Origin of the sequence: Periweissella cryptocerci (assembly GCF_004358325.1) — a bacterium.
Taxonomy (GTDB): domain Bacteria; phylum Bacillota; class Bacilli; order Lactobacillales; family Lactobacillaceae; genus Periweissella; species Periweissella cryptocerci.
In genome coordinates, this window is the sequence record NZ_CP037940.1 from 1,506,577 (window position 1) to 1,531,032 (window position 24,456).

Annotated in this window: 19 protein-coding genes and 1 tRNA gene; 7 read left to right on the top strand and 13 right to left on the bottom strand. The window is 41.3% G+C overall.

Going from position 1 to position 24,456, the window contains the following annotated elements; translation table 11 throughout:
- Positions 1-623: 623 nt before the first annotated feature.
- Positions 624-696, top strand: a tRNA-Lys gene (locus EQG49_RS06890).
- Positions 697-1,580: 884 nt separating this feature from the next.
- Positions 1,581-2,360: an ISL3 family transposase gene (locus EQG49_RS06900; RefSeq protein ID WP_133363282.1), complete on the top strand. Its 780-nt coding sequence runs from the start codon at positions 1,581-1,583 to the stop codon at positions 2,358-2,360.
- Between the two features lie 606 nt (positions 2,361-2,966).
- Here the strand turns inward: EQG49_RS06900 and EQG49_RS06905 are convergent.
- Positions 2,967-3,323 carry an arsenate reductase family protein gene (locus tag EQG49_RS06905; RefSeq protein WP_133363283.1) on the bottom strand — a complete coding sequence of 119 codons (357 nt, stop codon included), beginning with the start codon at positions 3,321-3,323 and terminating at the stop codon, positions 2,967-2,969.
- A gap of 241 nt (positions 3,324-3,564) precedes the next feature.
- On the opposite strand from EQG49_RS06905, the gene EQG49_RS06910 reads away from it, so the two are divergent.
- The 3 genes from EQG49_RS06910 (at position 3,565) to EQG49_RS13960 (ending at position 7,288) form a co-directional block, all read left to right on the top strand.
- Positions 3,565-5,127, top strand: coding sequence for a lectin like domain-containing protein (locus EQG49_RS06910; RefSeq protein WP_133363284.1), 1,563 nt, complete (start codon positions 3,565-3,567; stop codon positions 5,125-5,127).
- Between the two features lie 629 nt (positions 5,128-5,756).
- Positions 5,757-6,377 carry a transposase gene (locus EQG49_RS13955; protein WP_243115691.1) on the top strand — a complete coding sequence of 207 codons (621 nt, stop codon included), beginning with the start codon at positions 5,757-5,759 and terminating at the stop codon, positions 6,375-6,377.
- Between the two features lie 164 nt (positions 6,378-6,541).
- On the top strand, positions 6,542-7,288 hold the full coding sequence (locus EQG49_RS13960) for a transposase (RefSeq protein WP_243115692.1): 747 nt from the start codon (positions 6,542-6,544) through the stop codon (positions 7,286-7,288).
- Between the two features lie 118 nt (positions 7,289-7,406).
- Here EQG49_RS13960 and EQG49_RS06920 read toward each other — a convergent pair whose 3' ends face one another.
- The 10 genes from EQG49_RS06920 to EQG49_RS06965 form a co-directional block, all read right to left on the bottom strand.
- Complete coding sequence (locus tag EQG49_RS06920; protein ID WP_133363285.1) at positions 7,407-9,035, bottom strand: ABC-F family ATP-binding cassette domain-containing protein; 1,629 nt, start codon at positions 9,033-9,035, stop codon at positions 7,407-7,409.
- A 181-nt stretch (positions 9,036-9,216) separates the two neighbouring features.
- Positions 9,217-9,825: a nitroreductase family protein gene (locus tag EQG49_RS06925; RefSeq protein ID WP_133363286.1), complete on the bottom strand. Its 609-nt coding sequence runs from the start codon at positions 9,823-9,825 to the stop codon at positions 9,217-9,219.
- Positions 9,826-10,001: 176 nt separating this feature from the next.
- Positions 10,002-11,486, bottom strand: coding sequence for a ribosomal protection-like ABC-F family protein (gene abc-f, locus EQG49_RS06930; protein WP_133363287.1), 1,485 nt, complete (start codon positions 11,484-11,486; stop codon positions 10,002-10,004).
- Positions 11,487-11,797: 311 nt separating this feature from the next.
- On the bottom strand, positions 11,798-12,592 hold the full coding sequence (locus EQG49_RS06935) for an alpha/beta fold hydrolase (RefSeq protein ID WP_133363288.1): 795 nt from the start codon (positions 12,590-12,592) through the stop codon (positions 11,798-11,800).
- A gap of 53 nt (positions 12,593-12,645) precedes the next feature.
- On the bottom strand, positions 12,646-13,530 hold the full coding sequence (locus EQG49_RS06940; RefSeq protein WP_133363289.1) for a GNAT family N-acetyltransferase: 885 nt from the start codon (positions 13,528-13,530) through the stop codon (positions 12,646-12,648).
- Between the two features lie 208 nt (positions 13,531-13,738).
- The gene (locus EQG49_RS06945; protein WP_133363290.1) at positions 13,739-14,776 is read right to left on the bottom strand and encodes a PTS sugar transporter subunit IIC; all 1,038 of its coding nucleotides are present in this window, start codon (positions 14,774-14,776) and stop codon (positions 13,739-13,741) included.
- Positions 14,777-14,787: 11 nt separating this feature from the next.
- The gene (locus tag EQG49_RS06950) at positions 14,788-15,777 is read right to left on the bottom strand and encodes a D-2-hydroxyacid dehydrogenase (protein WP_133363291.1); all 990 of its coding nucleotides are present in this window, start codon (positions 15,775-15,777) and stop codon (positions 14,788-14,790) included.
- Positions 15,770-16,975 (bottom strand): aminotransferase class I/II-fold pyridoxal phosphate-dependent enzyme, encoded by a 1,206-nt coding sequence (locus tag EQG49_RS06955; protein ID WP_133363292.1) that lies wholly within the window; start codon positions 16,973-16,975, stop codon positions 15,770-15,772. The genes EQG49_RS06950 and EQG49_RS06955 overlap by 8 nt, the downstream gene beginning before the upstream one ends.
- A 391-nt stretch (positions 16,976-17,366) precedes the next feature.
- On the bottom strand, positions 17,367-18,152 hold the full coding sequence (locus EQG49_RS06960) for a YwaF family protein (RefSeq protein WP_133363293.1): 786 nt from the start codon (positions 18,150-18,152) through the stop codon (positions 17,367-17,369).
- A gap of 180 nt (positions 18,153-18,332) precedes the next feature.
- On the bottom strand, positions 18,333-19,697 hold the full coding sequence (locus EQG49_RS06965) for a L,D-transpeptidase (protein WP_133363294.1): 1,365 nt from the start codon (positions 19,695-19,697) through the stop codon (positions 18,333-18,335).
- Between the two features lie 1,063 nt (positions 19,698-20,760).
- Between EQG49_RS06965 and EQG49_RS14065 the strand changes: the two genes are divergently transcribed.
- A complete protein-coding gene (locus EQG49_RS14065; protein ID WP_133363295.1) occupies positions 20,761-21,246 on the top strand; it encodes a hypothetical protein in 486 nt (161 codons plus the stop codon).
- Positions 21,213-21,425 (top strand): ATP-binding cassette domain-containing protein, encoded by a 213-nt coding sequence (locus EQG49_RS14070; protein WP_279232839.1) that lies wholly within the window; start codon positions 21,213-21,215, stop codon positions 21,423-21,425. The genes EQG49_RS14065 and EQG49_RS14070 overlap by 34 nt, the downstream gene beginning before the upstream one ends.
- A gap of 729 nt (positions 21,426-22,154) precedes the next feature.
- Here EQG49_RS14070 and EQG49_RS06980 read toward each other — a convergent pair.
- Complete coding sequence (locus EQG49_RS06980; RefSeq protein WP_133363296.1) at positions 22,155-23,735, bottom strand: MFS transporter; 1,581 nt, start codon at positions 23,733-23,735, stop codon at positions 22,155-22,157.
- A gap of 104 nt (positions 23,736-23,839) precedes the next feature.
- Positions 23,840-24,430 carry a PadR family transcriptional regulator gene (locus EQG49_RS06985; RefSeq protein ID WP_133363297.1) on the bottom strand — a complete coding sequence of 197 codons (591 nt, stop codon included), beginning with the start codon at positions 24,428-24,430 and terminating at the stop codon, positions 23,840-23,842.
- Positions 24,431-24,456 lie beyond the last annotated feature (26 nt).

The window sequence follows — 24,456 nt, forward strand, 5'->3', positions numbered from 1 at the left end:
CTCGGTGCCAGTGAGTCGCATCTCGGTTTGAAGTCCACCCCCAGTTGCTCGGACGCAAATCACGGAAAACCAACAGTCACTGCATCGGCTAACGGAATAGGTTAAATTAGCGGTATAAATTAAGCATTTATGTCGCTTGTCTCCGCGACCACGATAATCAAAATAGTTCCATTCTCCTGCTTCATTGTCGGTAAAATGGATGTTTTTATCTTTTAAATTTAACTCACGTAAGATACAATTGTCTTGGGACATAATAAATAACCTCGCATACTTTTTGATTTTTGTCGGTTGGAACGTGGTGATGGACATTTAATATGTCCTTTTTGTTTTGTACATAATTATCTATTCTAGGCTCATCTGTCGCTTTGCTCCACCCTCGCGAAGAACATAAAAAACTGCTGACGGATTTCTCCACCAACAGTAAAAAGTATAGAGCCTATAATTCTAGCACCGTGCATCACCCAATAGAAGCAAAAATAAAAATCAACCAATTGCTATTTCATTGCTATTTCCACCAAATTCTTCCGCAATAATATTTTTTGGTTTTTTTACGCAAAATACTTGCACGAACTTTATTCACATGGTATTATATATCTTGTTGTTAAGGCAACAAGATATCATATGGACAGCTAGCTCAGCTGGCAGAGCAACGGACTCTTAATCCGTGGGTCCAGGGTTCGATCCCCTGGCTGTCCATCAGAGAAACTTAGGTAGTTTCATAAAGTGGTACAAGGTTGATACATCAATCTTGTACCACTTTTTCTTTGCATTTAATTGTATAGCGATAAAATTACCACAAACTGTCATCAAAAAGTCGTGCTACCGCTGGCGTACATATTTCCATAAAAATCATCCGTGGCATCTTTTTCTGATGTTTTAACAGCTCTCCATGAGACAATTTAGGGCTGTATTTTTTTTAGCGTGGGATTTCAATATCTCACGCTTTTTTGGTATTCAAATTTCACAAACTTTTCCCAAAATAAAAAGACATACATCGTCTTTCCTTGTTATTCTGAAGTTCTCACACAAACAGAAAAGGAAATACGACATATGCCCACTAATAATTCTATCTTACGTGCCACTGGATTAACAGACCCAAATTTCAATTTTCACATTACTGATGATGGTGAGTTCAACTATCTTACTCAGAATGACAAACATGATTACGCAACCCTTAATTACGCCGCTACGCTTGATGTTATGCCTGAATGTTGCCCTTACTGTGCTCATTCAAGTTTGTATCGCCATTCCACGGAATATTCGGTTCACGTATTGCCTTCCACAAACGGTTATCATCAAGTCCTACATCTCGACAAAAAACGTTATAAGTGTAACGGCTTGCGCCGTACTGTTGTCGCCCATCCCATGATTTACGGGACAATTCTAAAATTACACGCCCTTTATTGCTTCAAATACTCGACCTCGCACGATTTGATATCTCAGCCAAGTTGATTTCATATATCCTCAAACTATCACACACTAAGATTCATAAACTTCTCAACGGCCACAGCTGAACCCGTTACCGGCCAAACTATGAACAACAACTCCCACCAGTTTATTTGTATTGATGAGTTCAATACATGAAAAATCGCTACGGCTTCGAAATGATCAATGGCTCGAATTCTGATTTTATCGAGATTTTCCCAGAGCGCACGAACGCTAAAGTTAGGGGCTATTTGGCGAATTTCTCGTTAAAAAATCGTAAATGTGTGAAACTTGTGGTCACTGATATGAACGCCAACTATCAAACTGTTGTCCGGCGGATGTTTCCTAACGCACAGGTCGTTATCGACCGCTTTCATACTGTCCAACTGGCGATGAAAGCCGTTCAATCTGTCCGAACTGGGTACCAAAACACTGTCGACAACCGTACTCGAATCTACAAAATTCTCAAGTCCAACTGGAAACTTTTCTTAACCAACGAGTCAAAGTATGATATTTTCGCATCGCGCTGGTTCAAAGGCATTAATCAATACGCTTTCACCATCGACATCCTTGATGAGGTCTATACCCAATGCCCAAACTTGGGCATTGCTTGCGAAATCTATCAGCTTATTTTACGGGCCGTAAACAGCCGCAAGGAAGATGAATTCGTCGCGCTACTTAAAAACTATAAAACTACTGGCACGCCCATGGATACGGTCATCAAAACTTATAAGAAATACAGACGTGGCATCATTGAATCGTTTAGAGTTAAAGCCAGTAACGGGCGTATTGAAGGCATTAATCGACGTATCAAACAAATGAAACGGACCGCCTATGGTTACGCTAAACCCGCTAACTTCTTCCATCGAATTCGTCTCCAATTATTAAATAAACACGTTTTAACATCACAATTCACTAAATTGATGACAGAATAAAACCCCGAAATCCGTTAAGATTCCAGGGTTATTTCACAAGCTTAATTTCGCCCAACCCACGTCAGACGGAATAGAGCCCAATTTAGTTGTGTCCGCTATATAAAAATCCCAAAACAACCAGTACAATGCCCAAATGGGGTCTGTACTGGTTGTTTTCTATTTATTCAGGTTATATTTTTTCTAGCGTGGGATTGTCGTTTCTGCACTTTTTTAAGAAGTTTAAGGATGCTCACATATCACTGAATATACCCTAAGTACTAGTTTTGAGCACATCACAAAATCAGTGATAACTGATTTGATTGAATCTGCCCATAGACAATTGCTTGTTTGCTTGTTTGAGCAGCATTACTAACTAGCGGAGTACCGGTAAATTGCTTGGCGGGCGCAGCCTTTACACCGCGTCTGGGGGAATATGTGTATAGCACATATTTCCGCTGAGGATGAGATGAGGAGTTTTGGGGATTTATCCCCTAGAGTCCCAGCTTATCCGAACCTCCCAAGACCGCACTTTGGCTTGGGAGGTTGCTTCCAGCGTGGTGCGCCAAGTAATTTACTGGTACGTAGTGGCCAAATTTATTCAATCCCACGTCAGACAGAACAGAGCCTTTATTCAACGCCCCAATGTGCAGCCCATTCTTTTTCCCTGAACCCCACTAACACTGTGTCACCATCAACAACCAGTGGTCGCTTAACTAGCATGCCATCAGTCGCTAACAGCTGGAGTTGTTCATCTTCGGTCATCGTTGCTAATTTATCTTTCAAACCTAAATCCCGATAAACTAGCCCACTTGTGTTAAAGAAGCGCTTTAGTGGTAGTCCGCTCAACTTATACCACACCTTCAATTCCTCATAATTTGGCTTATCACCTTTAATATCACGTTCATGGTATTCAATTTTATTTTCGTTCATCCAGCTGCGCGCCTTGGCACATGTACTGCATTTTGCATAACATACGAATAACATCACTCAACCTCCTTCATTTTTCATCTCTATCTTACACTTTTTTTCCAATAAAAACTCAATACCGACTTCAAACAAAGCAATACACATTCCAGTAATTTGCATTATTTCTTTGTGAAAATTACCTTCATGCCAATTGAGTGGTTGATACAGATTATTCTGCCCATATCTGTTAATATTAAGGTAGATAATTGGCTATTTGCACGTATAAGGTCGCCTAAATTAACAGATAAGGAGCGTCAAAATGAAATTCAAAAAAATAATTCTCGCCTCACTTGCGGCCCTATTGGTATTTTCACCAGCCACCGCTGTTTTGGCCGATACGAACTTAAATCAAGCGCTACCCAAACTCGGTAGCAATAATACTTATTCAGCACCGTTGACTACCCAACAAACGCAAGTTCCTAAAGCTGCCGGCCTACCTACTAAATACGACCCCCGCGGTAGCCGCTTTGCAACACCCGTTGGTAATCAAAATTACCTCGATATTTGTTGGGCGTATACGGCAACCGACTTAATGGCGTTGTCGCTGCGTAAATCACAAGGCATCCAGCGGACATTTTCACCTAACTACTATAATTATTTACTTGCAACCAATGCCTTTACACAAGGTAATAAAAACCTCATGGCGCAACCACGGAAACTCAATGGTGGGGGTGATGATACTTGGGCAGAGGTAGCTGCGTTCCAAGGCTACACACCAGTCTCAAAAAACGTCATGGGTACACCGGTTTATCCAACTAGCGCCGGTCGCAATATCAAGAGTTTTGCTAAAATCACCAAAAAACATCAATCAATGAACGTCGCTGGAATCTTCGATATTTGGGGTATTACCAGTGGTTCAACTGCTACAATGCGTAATCGTGCCAACCAAATCAAGCAATATGTTCGTGATTATGGTGGTGCTAGTTTGGCGGTCGAAGCTGAGGAAACATTTGATTCACTTTTCTCAACTAACACCCCCGTCTACACAAAAACGCTCCCAGACAAAGCGTACACTTCATATGTACCTGTAAGTGCTTTGAATAAGGTGCCAACCTCATCAAGTCAAGGCTATAAACGGGCCACCGCTGACCACCAAGTTACAATCGTTGGATGGGATGATAACTATGACCGGCATAATTTTAACCAAACACCACCGGCCAATGGTGCTTTCTTAGTTAAAAGTTCTTGGGGTACTAGTGTGTTAGACAAAGGCTACGCATGGCTTAGTTACTATGACCTTTACGTTCTCCAAAGCGATCTCCACGCTGTTAAGACCGGTAAAAAGCAATCATACAAGCAATACACGCAAGTTAATGGTGCGCCACAAGCCTACGATCAATTTGCTAAACGTAAAGCGTTATACCTAGCCAACACTTACAAAGCCAAAAAAGTTAAGAAAAATAAAGTTGAAAAACTCAAGCAGTTCTCATTCTATACGATGCAAAACAACGTTAAATACACGGTTTACTTTGCTCGTAAAGGTTTGAAAACTGGTAAGATTACGTCAATGAAAGGCATCAAAAAAGTTGGGAGTGGCACGATAACTCGCTCTGGTTTACAAAAGATTAAACTTAAAAAAGCCCAATCACTGAAGTCTAACTCTGATTTCACCGTGATTGTGCGCGTTAATAGCTCAAACAAAGCTAGCTTCTTGATGCCCGTTCAAGTCCTTTCAAAAAAGGGTCGTACAACGTACCCTATTGTTAAGACTGGGCGTTCATACATTTCAACCCAAAGTAAACACTTCAAATGGAAGAACTACACCAATAGCGTCGGTGGTAACATGTACATCAACGCCTACACTAAGACGGTCAAAAAATAACGTTTAAATAAAAATTCCTTATCAGCCTTTCACGATGGCTAGTGAGGAATTTTTTTTGAGCATTTTTGCATGTTAACGCAATGCCTAGGAATCAGATTGGTGTACCGTGATCCTTCCTTTTAAGCCGAGAAAAGCTAAGTACTCTTGGCGCGTTAGGATTAAATTCGGCATTTTGTGTTACCGGTTCGCAGTTACAAGTTTGAAAATTATCACTAACTAACGGAGTGGCTGGAAATTGCTTGGCGGGCGCAGCCTTTACACCGCGACTGGGGGAATATGTGTGTAGCACATATTTCCGCTGAGGATGAGATGAGGACTCTTAGGAATTTATTCCTTAGAGTCCCAGCTTATTCGAACCTCACAAGACCGCATTTTGGCTTGGGAGGTTGCTTCCAGCGCAGTGCGCCAAGTAATTTCCAGACACGAAGTGGCAATTTTTATTCAATCCCACCTCAGACAGAATGGCACCCAAAAAGGGGCTGGGACATAACTCCAGACCCAAAAAGAGCTTAACCAAGTGCTGAAAAGCGTGCGGTTAAGCTCTTTTTAGTATAATTATATGTAAAGATAACGCTGTAACAGCAACGTTATCAAGTCGGTCGTCCCTTATTCACAGTGAGGTATTCCCTATGAAAAATTATAACATGAACCAAATCATGTTGGATATTCCAACGGCTTATGAACCTGATAAAAATCATGTGGCACACTACATTAACGAATTAGTTGAGGACATGGACGTAACTATCTTCTATACTACTGGTCGACCACTTGAGTATGATCCACGATTAATGATGAAACTAGTTTTATTCGCATATACCCGTGGCGTGCGTAGCGGTCGGCGGATTGCCGAGTTCGCCCAAGAAAACATTATTGCGATGTGGCTGACTCAAGAAGCACAGCCATCATATCGCACAATTAATCGTTTCCGAGTGTCAGACTTGTCAGAAGCCATGATTAGCTCGGCGTTTTCGCGTTTCACCAAATTACTTCACGACAAAGGATATATTGATGATGTAATCTATATTGACGGTACCAAAATTTTAGCGGATGCCAACAAGTTCAGTTTTGTGTGGAAGAAAAACACAATTCGTTTCGATAAAATGAATACCGTCAAAGCTCAACAATTAATTCAAGATATTATGGCAGAACAACAATCATTACAGTTACCAGAATATACTGATTTGTCAGTTGAAAGAATTAGACGATGTGATTGCGCACCTAGAATCGTACTTAGCACAAGTCGTAGCTAACACAGAAAGTGTCGGCCTAACCCCGCCAAACAAGCGCGCCGGAATACTAAAAAGACCTTAATAAGGTTGAACATATTCGTGACAAAAAGCTAGCGTATCAACACCAAATAGAAACTTATAATGAACGCAATAGCTATTCCAAGACTGATACTGACGCTACTTTCATGCGGGTTAAAGAAGATTACATGCAGAATGGTCAATTGAAACCAGCCTATAATTTACAAATCGCTACCAACGCTCAATTTGTCTTAGGCTATGGAATTTTCCAAAATCCAACTGATACGCGTACGTTGATGCCTTTTGTTGATCAACTCAAACAATACGAAACGTTGGGTTCAACGATTGTCGCAGATGCCGGATATGGTTCGGAAAGTAATTATCGGCAACTCGAAGATGAATACCCAGCTACTACAGTGCTGATTCCATACGGCACGATGTTAAAAGAAACCAGCAAAAAGTGGCAGACCGATGAACGGAAAGTCATGAATTGGAATTACTGTGCGGAAGATGACTATTATGTGGACCCACGAAACGTTAGATTTAATTTTAAACGTCTAAGTAAACGAACTGATAAATACGGATTCGTTCGTGACTTTAAAGTTTATGAAGCTGAAGCTCAGACGGAAAATTTAGAAGATATTGCGGCTGCGTTAACGCCTAAAGGATATACGAGAAAAATTACAGTGAATCCGGCATTTGAATATCATAAAGCGAAAATTAGAAGTGAGTTTTCAAAAGAAGAAAACCAAGCCATCTACGCCCAACGAAAGATTGACGTAGAATCGGTTTTCGGCAGATTGAAAGCTTATTTTGGGTTCACTCGCTTCTCGGTCAGAGGGATCGAGCGAGTGAAACGTGAAGTCGGAATCGCCTTGATGGCAATGAACATGAAGAAATTGGCCACCAAATGATGCCTTTTCGTGAGTAAACAATATATACATAAAAAATAGGCCTCAAGATTTCAAAAAACGAAATCTTGAGGCCTATTTATTTATAACGAGCTAAGGTTTTGTCCCAGCTCCTTTTTGATTATTTAGCGTATAATTCGTCGATTTGCTTTTGAATGTCTTTGTTTTCCACAAATTCATCGTAAGTAGTTTCGGCACGTTCAACCACACCGTTAGCCGTAACTTCGATGATGTGATCCGCAATCGTTTGAATGAATTCCCGGTCATGCGAAGCGAAGATAATTGAACCCTTGTAGTCAATCATACCTTCATTCAATGAAGTAATTGATTCCAAGTCCAAGTGGTTAGTAGGATCATCCATAACTAACACGTTGGTCTTCAACAACATCAACTTAGAGAGCATAACACGAACCTTTTCACCCCCAGAAAGCACGTTGATTTCCTTGGTAACATCGTCACCTGAGAACAACATCCGACCGAGCATTCCGCGCAAGAAGGTGTTATCACTTTCTTCCTTAGAAGCGAATTGACGCAACCAATCAATGATTGTTGCCTTAGGGTCATCAAAGTTTTCGTTCAAATCTTTAGACATGTATGAACGGTTTGTGGTAACACCCCAAGTAACAGTTCCTGAATCAGGTTCCATCTTACCAGCAAGAATTTCCATCAATGTTGTAGTAGCCACATCAGAACGGCTCAACAAAGCGGCCTTTTCGCCAGGCTTAACGATGAAAGTAATGTTATCCAAAATCTTCACACCGTCGATGGTCTTAGAAACGTTATCAACACGTAACAAGTCATTACCAAGTTCACGCAATGCTTCAAACTTAATCCATGGGTACTTACGGGTTGATGGTTGGATATCATCAAGCGTAATTTTTTCTAATTGCTTTTGACGTGACGTTGCTTGCTTGGCCTTTGAGGCGTTGGCAGAGAAACGGGCCACGAATTCTTGCAATTCTTTGATTTTTTCTTCCTTCTTGGCGTTAGCGTTAGATTGTAACTTCGCTGCCAATTCAGATGATTGCTTCCAGAAGTCGTAGTTACCCACGAACATCTTAATCTTACCAAAGTCGACATCAAGCATCATGGTTGCCACAGCGTTCAAGAAGTGACGGTCATGGGAAACGATGATGGCGATGTTAGGATAGTCAGCTAAGAAGCCTTCCAACCAATCAACCGTGTGGGTATCAAGACCGTTGGTAGGTTCGTCCAAGACCAAAATATCAGGTTCACCGAACAATGCTTGGGCCAACAAGACCTTAACTTTTTCAGATTCAGTCAATTCGCTCATCATTTTGTAGTGCATGTCTTCAGGCATACCAATTTGTTGGAGCAATTGTGAAGCGTCTGATTCGGCTTCCCAACCACCCATTTCAGCAAATTCACCTTCAAGTTCACCGGCGCGCAAACCATCTTCATCCGTGAAAGGATCTTTCAAGTAGATGGCGTCTTTTTCCTTCATCACTTCGTACAAGTGCTTGTGACCTTGGATTACAGTATCAAGAACTGTGTAATCATCAAACGCGAAGTGATCTTGGTTCAAACTAGACATACGTTCACCAGTTGAAATTGAAACACTCCCGGTAGTTGGTGATAATTTACCTTCTAATACCTTCAAGAAAGTTGATTTACCGGCACCATTGGCACCAATCACCCCATAAGTATTACCAGCAGTGAATTTTACATTTACATCGTCATACAATTTTTTGCCGTTAAAAGCGACAGATACGTTAGAAACAGTTAACAAGTCCCGTTCCTCCTTTTTTGTGTTGTCATTTGTCATTATATCAGTGAAAGCAGTGCTTGTGTTGACATATCGACTATTTGGTCGATGAAAAGCCTTACATATCAAGGTTTTCACTGAATTCACGTAAATCTATGTAAAAACCACCCACCAAATTTGGCAGATGGTCCTCAAAATTCGTAAATTAGTTACCAAAAACCTTAAAACGTTGGTCATCAGCCATGAAATCTTTTTCACCAGCTGGTGCTTCAATTGAGCCAAAGTTCAATTCGGCACGTAAGGTCCATTCTGCAGGAATGTCAAAGTGTTCCGTCACAGCAGCATCAATAATTGGGTTGTAGTGTTGCAAGTTCCCACCAATATTTTGTTCTGCTAAAGCCGTCCACACTGCAAATTGCGCCATACCTTGTTCAGTTTCAGCAAAACCTGGGAACGCATCCGCAAAGATTGGGAAGTTTTCCTGTTGGAACTTAATAACTGCTTCATCAATAAAGAACAAAACCGTTCCCTTGGCAGCCGCAAAACCATCCATTCTAGCTTGCGTACCCTTGAAAGCTTCTTCATCAGGAACTTCTTGCTTCAAACGATCCGTCACAATCGTGTTCCAGAAGTAATCCTTGGCTTCACCAAACAAAATCACCGCACGGGTTGATTGAGCGTTGAATGAAGTTGGTGCTTGGCGCACGGCATTTTCAATCAAGCTGATTAATTCTTCGTTAGTTGCTGAAACGTTTTCCCCCAACGCATAAATTGAGCGCCGGTTACCCATTAAATCAAGAAATTTTGAATCCATTTTTTTATTCCCCATACTTTCACTAAAGCCACACTGCCTGAACAGTTCCCTGCGATCTTAGGATTTCATTTTATTTGTCAAACATCGACTTACTAATTGTAACTAGAATCACACCAGAAAGCAACCTTCCTTAAGTAATGGCTTTAGTTAGCATTTAGTTTTTTCTTAATTCGGCGTCAATTTTGCTTAATTAAATTCACTTGTTGCGTTGCTACATGTTCAACAAACGCTTGGTCATGCTCGATAAATAGCATTGTAGGTTTGTACTCGATAATTAAATCTTCTAGTTGTTCCCGCGTTAACACATCAAGATAATTCAAAGGTTCATCCCATATATACAAGTTCGCCGGCTTTAGTAACGAAGCTGCTAGCGCGATTTTACGAATTTGGCCCATACTCATATTTTCGATGTTACTTTCAAAAATATCGCGTTCAAAGCCCAACTTTCGGAGCACATTTACAAGTTCATCATACCCAACTGCTTGCGTAGCTGCATAATCATCCAAGGTGCCATGCAAATCGCTTAAATCTTGCGCCAAATAACTGATTTTGAGTTGTGGCTGCAGTTCAAGTTTGCCACTAGCTGTAACCGTTCTATCATGAAAAAGTGCATGTAATAATGTTGTTTTACCAGCACCATTCATCCCGTTCAGCGCAACCCGTTCACCCGTTTTGATTGTGAAACTTACTGGCTGATTGATTACGACGCCATTCCGCTTAACTTGAACATCATCAACACTCACCAAGATTTGTTTCGGTGCTAATGGTTCGTAATTCATCGTAAGCTCAGTCACTTCATCCAAGTTTTTCAATAGCTTTTCTTTTTCCGTGATGGCTTTGTTCGAGCGGGCTTCAATCACTTTGGAGCGTTTCATCATTTTGGCGGCTTTATGACTGACAAATCCACTATCCTTCGCACTATTTTTCATACTTTCACGGAAACCGGACCAAACTGATTTTTCGCGGGCGGTTTTCGATAGCCGACTGATTTCGTCTTTTAATTTTTCATTTTCAAGCCGTTCAAAATCATCACGCGCATATTTTTCGCGGTGCCACGTCGAGTAATTGCCTTTGTACAAGCTAATTTTGGCGCGATCAATCGACAACACATGATCAATGACCCGATCCAAGAACACTCGATCGTGACTAATAACAATAAATCCCGATTTTTGCTGTAGATATTGGGCGACCACTTCCCGTCCTTGAATATCCAAGTGATTAGTTGGTTCGTCAATTAATTGAAAATTACCTTCATCAATAAATAAACTTGCTAATAACACTTTAGCTTGTTGTCCAGGACTCAACGTCGTAAACGGCCGTTCAAGAATGTCTTCTGGTAGTTCAAGCTTAGAAAATTCCACCAGAATTTTCCACTGATCATACTCCTCAAGTGAGGTAATACTGCGAATTACATTCCATGTATTCTGCGTCATGTCGTCGATTGGCTGCGGATAATATTGAAAATTCAAGTCCGTAACAATATGACCATGATATTCCAATTTGCCGCGCAAAATATTAAGTAAGGTCGTTTTTCCTCGTCCATTACGCCCGATTAATCCTAAGTGCCAACTTGCATCGAACTGCAAATCAACATGATCAAATAAGGGAGTAAGTTGATTATCGTACCGAAATGATAAATTTTGAATTTGAATTGTTCCCATTGTGGTCACCTCACTAAATCTAAAAACAAAAAGAACCCAGCACGATTGCTGAGTCCTTCATTCATGTGCACAAAGAGCCATTGCTAACGTAGTGAACATAATTGAATACTTACAAACCGTTGAATAAACGACCATCAAAGCGGACTTCACCCCTGACTGGTCATGAAATATTCGTTTAACGATTTGCTGTCTTCAATTGCGTCCACTTCCCTTCGATTTGTTATCTCGAACTATAACACCATCGGACTACTCACTTCAACTAAAATGCGTTGGCCCGTGTGTTTCACGTGAAACACTCTCGCATTTTAAACTTAAACTGATGGTTGCCCGCCACTTAATAATGACATCGCAATCCATTCATTCGTCCGTAAGGCAATTTCATCGGAATGTAAGTGGTGACTACCTTCTAGTTCAATGTATTTGGTATTACCGTTCGCATATTCAGAATTTTTGTATTCTTCTAAACGATATGGTTCCGTGAAAAGCAACACTGGAACACCATCGGGAATATTTTTATTCCGAATGGCGTGTGTATTATCCTCCGCACGTTGCATTTCGTCTTGGACGGTTCCAGCCGTAACTGGTCGTTCAAGTTCTTTAGCCATAGCTTTTTCGGCGGCCGTTAATTCACTATCCTCCAAGACCACTGCCTGTTCCTCCGTGGTCATTGTCGCAAATTGTACTGCCTGATATGCGGGCTGGTTTTCATATTCGCCGACTACACCCGTCATCGGTTCAATGCCAATCACACCGTAAACTAGCTCTGCGAATTTATCAATGAAATCCACTACATAAACACCGCTCATCCCCTGTACAAAGAAAATCACCGGTTCACCAATAACTTGTTCAATAAATTCGTGCAGTTCGTCAGTAATATTGGCATTAGTCCGTGGCACATCAGTTTCCGCGCTTTCACCACGCCCGAGAAAATCGACGAACACTTTCCCGAATGGTCCTTGAATATGGCCGGCCATGGATTTCATTGCATAATAGTCACTACCACTATACAACCCACTCAAAAAGACAATTGTTGGGAATTCTGCCAGTGCGGGTTCATGATAATAGTTAATTGCCCCATGTATACCGTTAAATTTTTCATGAATCATAATTAGTTATTTCACCTCTACATTTATTGTTCAGTTTATCGTGTTGAGTCGTTTTATTCTTTTGGTGCTACATAATCTAAATAGACAACTTCCGCTAACGTCACGAAGCCACTTTTTTCATAGACGTGTTTGGCGACTTCGTTTTCGGCCTCAACTGATAATTTTAGTGGTAAGTCATTTAACGCATTAATTTCCTTGGCAATCAAAGCAACTGCTTGCGTTCCGTAGCCGTGCCCTTGATAGGCGGGGTCAATTGCTAAGCCAAAAATATAATTCATCGTTGGGTCAACATCGACGGCCACTGTCCCGACAATAGTATTTTGCGCCATAATTTTATAGTAACGCACCGTCGTACTGACAACATTTTCTTGCGCATATGCCATGCTCGATTCATAATCACTTTCTTCACTACCAAAGGCATGCATAGTAATTGTCGCCAAACGTTCAACATCCGCAGCATTTGCCAACTCAACGGTCACGGCTGGATTGGTAAGCAAGGGTGCCCGGGTCATATCAAATTCGAGTAAATATTCACTATTATCCTCATCCACAGCGAAACCTAACTTAGGTAACAAGGTTGGGTTTTCGTCAATAAATTTGCGCTCACTTTGATATGTTATTTCCGTGTAATTATTTAGTACTAAAACTAATTCAGCTTGGCGTTGCAATTCAGTAAAAATCCCGCGGCGGCGATAAGCGGGTTTTACTAACACGGCAATGCCCGCTTCATCTACTGAATCTGCGTAGATTGATAAAAAGCCGACCGCAATATCCCCATCATACGCTAAGAAAAACGCTGGTAAGGCTTTATCAACATTATAATTATTAAATAAATACGGTGTGTCAGCTGTCCCATCAAATACCTGAATTTCGGTAATCAACTCACGTACGTCGGCAAGTTGCTGCGCTGACATCACCGCTGTTTGAACGTATTCCATCTTGTCTCCCTTGTCATGCTACCAATACAAACCAGCTAGATTTTCCACTCACAAGCCAATTTTCTATAACAGCTTATTTCCCTCTAGATTACCACAAATCCTTATCATCCCGCGGAAAAATATGTGCTCTTTGCATCCCAAAGCAAATGACCCAATTGTCATCTTATGCAACACAAGACGGAATCAGGTCATTTTTTATACTACCAATTTAGTTATTAGGTAATTTTAAATCGGTCGGTGCAATCAAAGTTCCTCTTTGGCTGAAGATATAATTTAAGCCAATTGCCAACAGTAATGGCAAAATCACAAAGACGAGTAGCACTTTGCTAACCATCCCCGCGCTTTGTGCAGTAGCTTGGTAAGCCGTAATTGGGCCAATCAAGCCACTAAAACCAAAGCCAGCACTGAACGGGGTTCCTTTGATATCGAGCATCGCCGCAATTGCGCCCATGATTGCTGCGCCAAGCGTAGTAGGAATGAATAGCTTTGGATTACGCATCATGTTTGCCATTTGGATTTTGGGTGAACCAATAAAATGGGCCAAAGTTCCGCCTAAAGGATTCACACGTGCTCCCATAATCGCCAATGTAAAGCTAGTCACCACAATGCCGACGTTTGCTGCCCCGGCACCAATACCCGCTAACCCAATCGCAGTCGCAATACCGACAGATGAAATTGGTGAAACTACTAATATTGAGAATATCACGGCCATGACTGCTCCCATCACGATTGGTTGCCATTGCGTTATCTGATTGACGCCTAACCCAATAATTTCCGAAATTTCTTGCACGCTTGGTAAAATCAATAAACCAAGAGCGCCCGCAACTACTAAGATTAACGCCGGTGCAACAAGCATGGTAAATTGACCTAAACGCTCACCGATTAATATTAGTAGGCCCACCGCAATTGCGATTGTCAGCCCGGTGTTAATAATATCGCCAGTTCCATGTAATACGAATCCTTTAGGCGTTGGTATCGCCACTCCCGATCCAATCATCGCCGCCAAGGCAATGGACGCGGTTTTAATCGTGTTAAAGTGAAACAAGGTTGCCACTGCAATCGCTGCCACTGCCGGCAACAAACTTTGCGCAAGACTTGTCATGTCAATTACACGCAGTGCCAATGAATTTTTACCAAACAACAACATCAACTGTCCCAGTAATGCACTGGGAATTAACGCCACCACTATTCCTAAGCTCAAGCCGTTTAGAATATTTAACGTAAAAATTTTACTGGTTATTTTCATAAACAACTCCCTTACAAGTCATGGGCAGATGTCCCAGTTGTGATAATTGACAACACATCCGTCAATGAAATATCCACCATATTTTGGACGGCAATATTAGTGAAAAAGCCAACGTGCGGCGTAATAATCACATTTTCTAAGGTCAGTAATTTTTTAATGCGTTCATCGGTTACACCACTAGCTGATAAATCTTCATTAAAAATATGTTCCTCGCCTTCAACTGTATCTAACGCCGCACCAGCAATTATTCCGGCATCAAGTGCTTCAATTAAGTCCGCCGTATTGATAACTGGCCCCCGCGATGCATTCACAATCAGGGCGCCTTTTTTCATCAAGTCGAATTCGTCCTTAGCTAATAACCCCGTTGATTGTTCATCTAAATATACGTGCAGGCTAATAACATCTGCTTGTTGTAACACCGCTTCCTTACTCATATATTCAACCACATCACGCATTTCAGCACGTTCAACTAAATCATTTGCAATCACGCGCACATCAAGTGCTTTGAGCATTTTGGCAAGTGTCTCACCGATACGTCCTAATCCAATAATTCCGACCGTAACAGAATGAATTTCCCGGGCCTGTAGCCCCTCCCAACGAAAATCATTACGCCGTACTCGCGCATCAAATGCTGGCGTGTTGCGTAATAGCCTGAAAATTTGCATCAGCGCCATTTCAGCTACTGAACGTGGTGAATATGCTGGGACATTAGTGACGGTCAGCCCGGCTGCTTTGGCTGCTGGAACGTTGATCGTATCAAAACCCGCCGTTCGCGACGTAACTTGCTTAATTCCCTGTTGCGCAAGCTTTGTATATACGCCATCATCATTAATTCCAGCATGTTGTTGGATAATAACGCCATCATACCCAGTTGCTAATTCCACCGTATCGCCATGTAATTCTGCGGTAGTGCTATCAATTTGGACTCCATGTGTTTGCGCAAAATTGGCAATTGCCACTTGTTCATCATCCCGGACTGAATACATTAAAATTTTAGTCATTAGCAATCACCACTTTCTGATTTTCTGTAACGTAAGCTGTCAGTCGTTGCATTGCTGCTGTCAGTTGCGTCATTGATGCCGCATATGAAATGCGAATATAACCCTCGCCCCCAGGTCCAAACGAACCGCCTGGAATAATTGCCAGATGATTTTTGGTTGCCAAGTCGCGCGCAAACTCCATCGAAATTTGATTCAATCCCGCTGGAATTTTTGCAAACAAGTAAAATGCCCCGGCTGGTTTGGCAACTTCAAAACCCAATTGCAACAATTGGTCATAAACATAGTCACGCCGTTTCTGATATTCAATTTTCATTGGTTGCGCATCATCCATTCCGTGCTTGAAGGCTTCTTCGGCCGCAGCCATTGCCGCATTGACCGCCGTCGTAATCGTGAACTGATGGATTTTACCTAATTGCTGGGTGATTGCCGCAGGTGCTGCCATAATCCCAATCCGGTACCCCGTCATCGCATGTGATTTTGACACACCATTGATTAAAATTGTCTGCGCTGGTAAATATTGTGCCATCGACACATGCTTTGCCTCATACGTTAATTCACTATAAATTTCATCGGAAATGACGAAAATATCGTGCTTTTCTAAAACTGCCGCTAATGCTTGCAAGTCAGCGGCGCTATATGTCACACCCGTTGGATTTGATGGAAAATTCAGTACAACGGCTTTAATTGCATCCCCGTGTTCAGCAATGGCTGCTTCAAGCATCTCCGGTGAAAGGACAAACCCATTAGCAGTGGTATTCACGAAGACCGGCGTCCCGCCATTGACCAAAGTAATTGGAATATACAGTGGGAAAATGGGCGTCGGGATAATAACTTTATCACCCGCATTTAAGACTGAAGCCAGCGCCGTGTAAATCGCCTCAGTCGCTCCAATTGTCACGATTAATTCCGTGTTCGCATCATAATCCAAGTTATATTTCGTTGCTAAAAAATTCGCGGCCGCTTCCCGCAGACTTAACGTACCATTCGACGCTGCGTAGTGTGATTCATCATTAGCAATTGATGCAATTGCGGCCTGCTTCACGTGTTCTGGCGTATTAAAATCTGGTTCCCCGAGTGTCAAATTCACCATATCTGGTAGCTTGGCAATTTCAGCATTGAATGCCAAAATATCTGACGGCCCCACTAAATTCAACCGTGTGTTTAATTTCGTTAATAATGATTCCCGTGTTGTTGGCATAAAGCCCTCCCCTTTTCGCCATGTGCGCCACCACTTCTAATCAAACAACGATGACATCACATTCCCGCGATGACTGATATTCCTTGGGCAAAAATGACGTCGACTTTCATTTTTACCGTTAGAACATAAAAAACACCCATAAACTTAGAGTTCATGGGTGTACGCTAATATACAGAATGTTCAAACAATCTTCTGCAATTACCACATGAACGCTAGAATTACCTTGCATCCATGTGTAACCAGCTAAAATTGCTTCTGGTTGTTCACGGATGCTATCCGAAACGCCAGAAGTAATGAAAGCTGTTCAATTTTTGTGATTGCATTTGAATTTTCATAAAATTAAATTCTCCTTAGAAGATTGACACCATACTACAACGCATTTTTAATCTTGTCAAACGTTATTCTCATAAAAGAGTACTGCGTTAAACTGCCGCTTCCAATCTCGGTGTTTTTTGATTTCCCAGGGAATATACATGAAGAACCATGCCAACGCGACCATTAGAATCATCGAAAGTACATAATAATTGCCAAATGTTGTCTGCAAAATTTCTAGTGGCGAGCCCGGTGCGGAAGTATTGAGGAAATAAAAGTTCGTACCTAATTTGGCATTGATAAATAATACAAATGGTACAACTGCGGCTAAGAAGCCAACAGGCCGCCATAATTGCCGAAAATCTGGTACCAATTCGCCACTCTTCAATAAGATAAATGCATACGCAATTAACAGTGTGTGGATAATGAAACTCTGCCACGCAAACACATTCATAATTGGATATTCAGCCCAGTCTGGAAATAATATCGCCATTGCCGCGCCTGGTAATGTTAAACAGTATAAAATTTGGCGGGTTGTCTGATTGATTTTATCACGCGCCCAAAATGCATCAATCGCACAAATGAAGATACTCATACCGCATAAGTGAAACGGTAGGAGTTCCGGCTGAAATTGCCCGGTCAATGCTAAGTAACCTTCCTTAGCTACTTCCAACACTACAATCGTCAACGCTAACCTGCGCCGGTAGATTATTTTTTTGTACGTATCTGCCGCCCGATATTGTTTAGCAAAATACCATATCCACATTAACGCTACAATCACGACGCTAATATGCGTTACGCTAAATTGACCAAAGCCAATATTATTTGGAATCTGATTACGGTATGTTAGTAAATAATTAAACATCACCATTCCCCCTTATTAATTTTCAAGAAAGATACCTAGCTTCCTTTCCTGTGATTAGCTACTACTAGCCAAATATATTATCTTAATTGTACTCACTATTCGTGAACATAATATGTCTTTTCCCGCACAAAAAACAGCAACCCTCAAAGGACTGCTGTTTTTTGTGCATTTAATTGTCGCTTACTTACCTAAAGCACCATAGCTAACAACTGGCATATTAGTTGTTGCTAACTTGTAAACCGTTGGCATTACAGATGGTTGCGTGTTGATACAACCGTGACTACCAACTGCTGCATTAGCACTTGGAACACCGAAGTTGTAGTTAGCTTGCCATGGGGCATCGTGAATCCCATAACCTTGGCTTTCAAATGGTAACCAGTAGTTAACTACTGAATCGTACTTAGAACCATCTGAATTGTTACCGCGCAAGTGAATTTCGTGCGTAGGCGTTGTTTGTTCCTTGTACAAGATGCGGAAAACACCAGTGACCGTGGCGTGACCTGTGGCCTTTTTACCTGAGATGAATGGCCAATCAATGACCTTTTTACCCTTTTTGTACATGTAGGCATGGGCATTCGTCAAATCAAGTTCGATGTAAGTTCCACCAAAGTTCTTCTTGTACTTCTTACCACCCATGGGCGCTTTAACCGTCGTGTCTTCACCGGCTGTTAAAGCTGTTGCAATCTTGTTAGCAGTGTCTTTTGACTTCACATACGTACCAATTCCACTCGCTGCAGTAGTATTGGCGAGTTTCATCATTTTGCCCTTATGCGTCTTAAACTTAATTGGTTTGTTAAGTGTACCAACAGTTGGATCAACCTTTGCGTCTAACCACTTAACAATTGGGGCAGTCTTAATAGTATTAATCCGAACCGCTTGTGCTTTAACTGACATTGGTACGACAACTTCTTTTGAACCAACTTGTAACTTAATATCAGTCTTCAAAGTTTTATTCAACTTTTCAGCTTGCGCCTGGGCACGTTCACTCGTTAACTTTGGTTGTTGATAATCAATTGGTAAAACTAAGTAGCCACCAGTATGCTTCTTAGCTTGGGTGACGATATTTTTAGCCATCCGGTTGTAGTGTATTTTGCTACCAGACCGGCTTGCTAATACTTCATAGTGATCTTGCTTCAAAATTAATTTGGCATTCTTAGGTGTCCGTTTAACTTGAACTGGTAAATCCGCCTTTAGAACTGTCACAACTTGTTTTTCACTCAAATCACCAATGGCGGGATTGTAGTTGGTCTTACCTTGTTGTAACTTTTCAACATCTTTGAGCGTAATCTTTTGGTTGTTCTTGAAGCGTAGTACATGGCTCGTATTTTCTTCTTTATCTTCAAGTTTCACAACATATGATTGATCAACCTTTTTCAACTTAACTAATGCCTGTTGATTAGTTAAGCGATCGAGTTTAACCGTGTGTTGATTCAACACAACTGTCGTGTCCTTTTTGATAAGTGAATTTTGGTAAAAACCATAACCGCCACCAACAAGCGCAGCGACCACCAAAACTCCTAACGTAATGAATAATCCCTTTTTCATATATATATCTACTTTCTTCTAAAACTACTTACAATAATCTTCAGCTTTAAATTATACCCTATATTTTCAAAATTCCCATAGCGCATCCGATAGTTTCCGAAACCCTTTACATCGTTGTCTAAAAACACCAATTTAATACACACATTTTGCCGGTAAAACCTTGCACCTTAAGCAGCTTTTTAGAAACGGCCTAACTCACACATTCCCCCAAATACTTGTTTAACCCCACCATACCATGTAATCATGTGTTATCAGTCTCTCATGACTCACTTCTGTCTGACATGGGATTGCATAAAATTGGCCACTGCGTGCCAGTAAATTACCGGCACTTCGTTAGTTAGGTTAGTTAGGAATAATGCTCAAACTAGCGAAAAACAATTACTAATCACAGGCCACAGTGACATGGAAAAGCATCACTGACAATAAAACCTCAGTAATTCGATGATTGGAAAGTACGGAACCGGCAATCCCTCGCTAGAATAAACAGAACCGTTTGTCGAGATTTTAATTCCAAACAAGACTTATAAGATGGGCGTAAATTTCTATTTGTAACTTAATTAGACGCTTTGAGATAATTTTTAGTTAATTAGCGCAATAAAAATAAATTTAAGTCCTAAAACGTTTTATTTATTAGGCTTTAAAATGTTATTCAATCGCTCGTTGAATTGGATTAAGCAAATTTCACTGATAATAGATCAAATACGCTTCAGCTAATTCGATTGGCCCTAGAAAAGCCATTGCATCGATTGACTTCATAACTTTAGCATTCCCTTCTTTAAACCAATGAGCTACATCAAGCAAGCCCTCAATGAACAATACAATTAAGCGATTTTCATAATTAGTATGCTGAAATGCAAACTTACGCGCAGTTGGTAATTGTCTAAAAGTATGTCATATATGATGTAAATTGTATATTGCATTCAATTTAGCATTATTCTGTAAATGTGGAACTAATATGCATGTATCCATGGACTTAGCTACCGGAATGATTGGTTCTACACTAGTGTTACTGACAGGTGTAGAGTTCGATCCACCGTTTACTTTTTTCAGGAGGTAACAATTAATGACCAACAGAGTACACATCTACACAGTAATGCTTCGATTATTACCTAAAAAAGCGACGATTTTATTGGCAATAGCCACGTTAAGCACTTCGCTGGAGGGCATAGTTAATGCAATATTGATGGGTAGAATCTCAAGTACATTTGGAAATTCTAGTTATCACAACATTATTCAAACGGTATTATTTGGTCTTGTAGGCTACGTAATTACTTGGTCAGCAATGTACTTTGCAATGAAGCTTCAGAATAATATTATCGCAAAAGTTGATGTGAACATCACTAAAAGATACTTTAGAGACATTTTTGTCCAGCCTAGTAACGACAGAGCATCATCAATTTCTAGAATCCAAAATAATATTAAGTTAATTGGCGATAATTTTTATCGGAAAATTTTTTCGATTGTCCAATATGAGGCTGTTGCAACTTATCCGGCGGACAAAAACAAAAAATTGAAATCGCCCGGGCTTTGGTCTTTGATAAATCAATAATATTGGCGGATGAAATTACGGCAGGTTTAGATGAATATTCCGCACAACAAGTGAGAACTGCATTGTATTCCTTGCTTACCACAATTATTGAAAAAGCTCATCACATTGAACATGTTAACTTGCAAGAACTAGAAGTATATAAGTTTACAGATGAGGGCGTATTGTTGCGAGATCATTAGATGGCTAAATTTTTTCTAGCGTGGAATTTGGATATGTGTCTCAGATTGATTCCCACTACGTGTCTGGAACCAGTCTGGACACCGTGATGGAAGACAAGCATTTGAAGCCACAGTGCGAGCTAAAGTCCAGCCTCTTCGTTTCTCTACTTTTTAATCATCGAATTACTGAGGTTCTATTGTCAGTGGTATTTTTTCAAGGCTACTGCGGTTTGTGGTTGGCAACTGTTTTTCGCTAGTTTGAGTATTATTTCTAACTAACGGAGTGTCGGTAAATTGCTTGGCGGGCGCAGCCTTTACACCGCGACTGGGGGAATATGTGTGTAGCACATATTTCCGCTGAGGATAAGATGAGGAGTCTTAGGAATTTATTTCTTAGACTCCCAGCTTATCCGAGTTTGCCAAGACCGCACTTTGGCTTGGCAATGTGCTCCCATCGTGGTGCGCCAAGTAATTTACCGGCACGTAGTGGCAAGTCCACGTCAAACGAAATAGAACCCAGTAAATTAGCAACAAATGGTTCATTGAATTATCCGTAAAAAAATAATCTAAGCCAGTTTTACCTTGGCTTAGATTATTTGTCGTATCTGGATGCTATTTACACGCTTACAATTATTCAATTGATGAGCACAATCGAACAGCAAGCCGATTCCAAACACATGAATCAAGTGGCCTGACCTTCGCGAGAACGATTCTATATCACAGATATTTTAATAAACTTGCACTATGTCCCTATTGCTTACCGCCTAAACGACCACTCTTAATCAAGATAATTGATACCAAGCCACCAGCTAAAAGCAGACCCGCATCAATACGCAAGATTTCAACAAACCCGCGATCAAATGCAATCCGGACAATTTCTTGGATTTGGTGGGCGAATGGCGTTGCTAAGACTTGCTTGCTGTGTGCTACTGCACTTCCTGAGAATGGTCCAACCTTAACCAACACATTGTGCAAAGTCGTGATTAATTCAGCTGGAACATGTACAGCAGCTAAGTCTGGCATGTGTGCCTTTAGACCAGCTTGATATCCATCTGCTAAGCGTAAGCCTTGGAAGACAACCCCAAAACTCAGACCAACTTGCATGAAGGTTGAAATCATCCCTGACGCCATCCCCATTTGTTGGGGCTTAACTGAACTCATCGCAGCCGTCGTCATTGGTGGGTTGATTGAACCACTACCTATCCCAATGATAATGAATGCGGGCCACAATTCAGCAAAAGTTGCCGTCTTCGTAATCAAGAAACTCATGATTAACAGCCCACCACCAATGAAAAGCGTTGAAACAGCAAGCATGTAACCATGACGGAAACGGTTAGTCAACATCCCAGCCACAGGTCCTAAGACGAGTGACCAGCCTGAAATTGCGACTTGGCGCAAGCCAGTTTCCCAAGCTGTGTAGCCGGCATAGTTTTGCATGAACGTTGACAAGTACGCGAAGAACCCGTACAAACCAGCCCCCAAGAAGAAGGCCATGACAACCGCACCGACAAACGTTTGGGACTTGAACATGCTAAGGTCCATCATGGGGTTCTTAGCTTTCATTTGACGCCAGATGAACAAGATGAAGAGGACAACTGCGGCAACTAAGTACCCGGCCACTTGCATGTTGCCCCAATCCCAAGTTGCGTGCATTTCCTTTTGTACCAAGCCGAAAACCAATGTGAAAATGGTTCCCGCTGATAAAAGCATTCCTAAGAAATCAACGCCACCAGTTGCGTGGTGTTCTTGGGCACTTGGCACAAACATCAATACCAAGACCACAGCAATGACCCCTAATGGCAAGTTAATTGTAAAGATTGATTGCCAGTTAAAGGCATCCGTTAACCAACCACCAAGTAATGGACCGGATGCCGTTGAAAGACCGATGATTGAACTCAAGATACCAAGGGCAATCCCACGTTCTTTGTTATCAAACGTACTACCAATAATGGCAAATGACAAAGCCATCATCGCTGAACCACCAACGGCTTGAATCGCCCGGAAGATGTGCAACCAACCAATTGTCGTTGAGGCAGCATCTAACCCTGACCCAATCGTAAAAATAACTAAACCGATTAAGAAAATTAATTTCCGTCCGTATAAATCACCCAGCTTTGACCAGATGAGCAATAATACTGAAAAGACGATGGTATAGGCTGAAATCACCCATTGTAAATCTGAGTATGATGCATTCAAATGTGCTTGAATACTTGGCAGGGCTACATTAACCACAGTGGTGTCGATTAGTGACATAAACACACCCAATGAAATGGCGAGTAGCGCTAGCCAACGTTTTGGATCACGTTGCGTTGGTGCTGTTGCGTTTTGCATTATTATATTTCTCCCTTATCTATGCACTTAATTGCTAAATCACTAAAATTTTAACCCGCTGAACTTTCCCGAATTCACCGCAAATTTTACGTAATTATCTGCAATTAAGCGTCTTCTCCTTGATATGCCACATAATCGGCGTCTTCATTGACGCCTTTTGCTTTATCTGGCATTGCTTCGTACATTACTTCAAATTCATCAATCCACTTCAAATCCGCTTCAGCAGACATGATATGGTGGCGATACATTTGCGTTGCGACTGGCACAAAACTGGCATCGCCGTGTTTTTCAATCAATTCAACCGTTGCTTCTAGATACTGCTTGATTTCGTCGTTTTTTTCAGCACGGTACGCCTCAATAACCACGTGAGCAAGCTTTTCGCTTACATACTGAATCCCGCCAAATTTGAATAAACACATATCGTCCATGTGCGCGCTTGGCTTGATTGGTTCGCGCATCAACTCATCAAACCGTTCGCGCCCTTTTGCCGTAATTTGCTTCAAATTTTTGCCGCGAGCATCCAAATTTTCCGTGGTTTCAATCAACCCTTGTGCTTCCATCTTATCCAACAATGGATATAGAACACCAAAACTGACCTTACGATGGGCACCTAAAATGCGTTCCAACACGAAACGCATCTTATATGCTGAGCGGGGCGCATCTAACAATTCTGCCAACACATATAATTCGTACATCTTTTTCTCCCTTCTTTTATATCTTT

Coding starts and splice junctions, on each gene's coding strand:
- EQG49_RS13960 (WP_243115692.1), top strand. CDS start 6,542: ATGCGGGTTAAAGAAGATTACATGCAGAATGGTCAATTGAAACCAGCC.
- EQG49_RS06965 (WP_133363294.1), bottom strand. CDS start 19,697: ATGAAAAAGGGATTATTCATTACGTTAGGAGTTTTGGTGGTCGCTGCG.
- EQG49_RS06925 (WP_133363286.1), bottom strand. CDS start 9,825: ATGGATTCAAAATTTCTTGATTTAATGGGTAACCGGCGCTCAATTTAT.
- EQG49_RS06955 (WP_133363292.1), bottom strand. CDS start 16,975: ATGCCAACAACACGGGAATCATTATTAACGAAATTAAACACACGGTTG.
- EQG49_RS06900 (WP_133363282.1), top strand. CDS start 1,581: ATGAAAAATCGCTACGGCTTCGAAATGATCAATGGCTCGAATTCTGAT.
- EQG49_RS06950 (WP_133363291.1), bottom strand. CDS start 15,777: ATGACTAAAATTTTAATGTATTCAGTCCGGGATGATGAACAAGTGGCA.
- EQG49_RS13955 (WP_243115691.1), top strand. CDS start 5,757: ATGAAAAATTATAACATGAACCAAATCATGTTGGATATTCCAACGGCT.
- abc-f (WP_133363287.1), bottom strand. CDS start 11,486: ATGGGAACAATTCAAATTCAAAATTTATCATTTCGGTACGATAATCAA.
- EQG49_RS06940 (WP_133363289.1), bottom strand. CDS start 13,530: ATGGAATACGTTCAAACAGCGGTGATGTCAGCGCAGCAACTTGCCGAC.
- EQG49_RS14065 (WP_133363295.1), top strand. CDS start 20,761: ATGACCAACAGAGTACACATCTACACAGTAATGCTTCGATTATTACCT.
- EQG49_RS06945 (WP_133363290.1), bottom strand. CDS start 14,776: ATGAAAATAACCAGTAAAATTTTTACGTTAAATATTCTAAACGGCTTG.
- EQG49_RS06985 (WP_133363297.1), bottom strand. CDS start 24,430: ATGTACGAATTATATGTGTTGGCAGAATTGTTAGATGCGCCCCGCTCA.
- EQG49_RS06960 (WP_133363293.1), bottom strand. CDS start 18,152: ATGTTTAATTATTTACTAACATACCGTAATCAGATTCCAAATAATATT.
- EQG49_RS06905 (WP_133363283.1), bottom strand. CDS start 3,323: ATGTTATTCGTATGTTATGCAAAATGCAGTACATGTGCCAAGGCGCGC.
- EQG49_RS06935 (WP_133363288.1), bottom strand. CDS start 12,592: ATGATTCATGAAAAATTTAACGGTATACATGGGGCAATTAACTATTAT.
- EQG49_RS06910 (WP_133363284.1), top strand. CDS start 3,565: ATGAAATTCAAAAAAATAATTCTCGCCTCACTTGCGGCCCTATTGGTA.
- EQG49_RS06980 (WP_133363296.1), bottom strand. CDS start 23,735: ATGCAAAACGCAACAGCACCAACGCAACGTGATCCAAAACGTTGGCTA.